The 2,060-nt window shown below is 37.9% G+C and carries 1 protein-coding gene and 3 pseudogenes; 1 reads left to right on the plus strand and 3 read right to left on the minus strand.

Going from position 1 to position 2,060, the window contains the following annotated elements; genetic code table 11:
* Positions 1–218 (minus strand): annotated as a pseudogene (locus ACFIKD_RS09250) (phage tail protein); the annotation flags it as partial.
* Between the two features lie 9 nt (positions 219–227).
* Positions 228–338: pseudogene (locus ACFIKD_RS09255) on the minus strand (phage antirepressor Ant); the annotation flags it as partial.
* Between the two features lie 383 nt (positions 339–721).
* Here ACFIKD_RS09255 and ACFIKD_RS09260 point away from each other — a divergent pair.
* The gene (locus ACFIKD_RS09260; protein ID WP_375647875.1) at positions 722–1,807 is read left to right on the plus strand and encodes a hypothetical protein; all 1,086 of its coding nucleotides are present in this window, start codon (positions 722–724) and stop codon (positions 1,805–1,807) included.
* A 33-nt stretch (positions 1,808–1,840) separates the two neighbouring features.
* On the opposite strand, the pseudogene ACFIKD_RS09265 reads toward ACFIKD_RS09260, so the two are convergent.
* A pseudogene (locus ACFIKD_RS09265) lies at positions 1,841–2,060 on the minus strand (hypothetical protein); the annotation flags it as partial.

Genomic DNA, 2,060 nt, shown 5'->3' on the forward strand with positions numbered 1-2,060 from the left:
TCAGGCGGGGTGTTTGTAACCACTACTGTATCCAGCATTTTTTTTGCGCGTGCATTGGTTTCATCGGTAAAGGTTTTAATGGTTTGGGTTGAAGTTTTGTTAATTGAAACATTAAACCCTAACTTTTCTTTCATCCAATTAGGCATCCAGTTGGTTAATTTGCTTATCATGCCGCTAAACCATTCGGACAAGGTTTACCACTTGCTTTTGATGCCGTCTCACAAGCTATCAATGAGATCGGATTTTATCTCCAAAAATGCATGCAACTCACGAGCATTTATCGTTTGAACTGTATCCTGCTCAATAATTTGTTCTTTAATTTCTATAAGGGTATTCATAAAGGACTCCTAGTTGTTAGATGTTTCTTAATGACACTTTAAAAGAGCTCTGGGTGCTAAGAAACATGGGCAACTAGCCCGTCGTTATATTTTCCCCGTAAAGGGTCTTGTATAGTGTAACTATACCCGACAAAGTTATTATATGCGTGTAACATACAACGAGTCAAAACTTTAATTGGCGGAGAAGATATTGTTCCAGCAATCCGTTCGCTAGTTGCTTTAAAGTGTTTCTTAGGCACCTGATTCGATTATTCATATCGCTGTAATAATGTCACGCAGCAATATCACTTTTTTCTAAAAATTATAAGCACATCTTTACTTTATTTGTCGACTCACTTTAAATTTTTTGGCTTAGTTTTTTATTTATAGTGGAGGGGGAAATAATGCTCGATACGCTTGATACAATTGCGGTGATCGTATACTTGTTATCACTCCCAGTGATGGTTGTCGGACTTGTTTTAGTGTGTATAAAAAAATGGCGGAAAAACGGACTGAAAACTCTTGGTATTGGAGTTTTATTATTTCTCGGCTCTGCAATATTAGGTGCGTTTTTTTTTCACAAAATCGAACCAGATCAAGTTACATACAATAATGAAATTTTTTCCTCCTCCTCGACTTCATTAATATATGTTGCTACTCAAAATGAAAGCGTGAAACAGGTACTACCTGAGAATACTGATAAGCAAAGTATCCATGTTCAAGACAAAAAGTCAGACGAAAATAATGGTCTAGGTTTTTGGGGATGGTTCAGGTTAATTTTCTTTGCATTTATTGCTTTGTTTATTTTTGTTCATTGGCAAGATAGACGCAAAAAGCGTTTTAAAGAAAAAGTTTCAGAGCAGGTTTTAATGCCTCCCCCCCATATCCACCCTTCTTCTGATTTATCAGTTGTTAATAAAATGTCGCCGGAACTTGAAAAAAAACGGTTAGAAAAGAGGGTACAGATCTTTCTCCTTTGTGTTCTGTTGAGTGGAGGCATTGTGGTAACAGTAACTATTACACCATGGTTATTAGTACCCATTCTTATTGTTTTAATTTTTGTTATTATTGCCTATCGTGAGGCGAAAAAGGAAAAAAACTTTGAGCAAGAAGTTGCTCTGTGGCAATCAGATATTCCTCCCTCTAATTTTGAGGAAGCATGTGAAATGTTTCAAGAACTTGATGCAAGTGAATATGATTATCGTTTAGCAAAAAATGAAAAACTGTTGGGAGTTCAAGAACGCGTTACCTTCAATATTGGCGAAAAGACTCCAGCTTTAGGACGTCTTTTAGTAACAAACCAAGCTATTGTATTTGAAAGCCCTGAAGATAATGAAAGGACTACTTGGGCAGGAATTGCATCAGTCACTATAACATACCAAAGATGTCACATCAGTCACCGTACTGGCGCACCATGGAATTACCGATTTAGTGCCATTCCAAATCCAAGGTTTGCAGCAGTAATCCGAGCTCTTGGGCAGCCTTATTGATTTTTTAACACACAAGATAAAGTTGCGTCCATTTTTTATCTTCCGCAAGATAAGCTTATACATACCAGATTCTGAGGCTTGGACATCTGTGATCACGAAGCGCTCTTGGGAAGAGGGAGCTTTGCTGTTTTCAGGATCCATCACAATAACACTATCTTGAGGGTTTGGTGGCACCCGCCCCCAATATCATTGATACAAAGATCAAGTTCCTTTCTTGCAATTGCGGTAGGGATTCTGCCACCAGCGTCCGATT

The organism is Bartonella sp. CR84HXZ (genome assembly GCF_042194535.1).
Classification (GTDB): Bacteria; Pseudomonadota; Alphaproteobacteria; order Rhizobiales; family Rhizobiaceae; genus Bartonella; species Bartonella grahamii.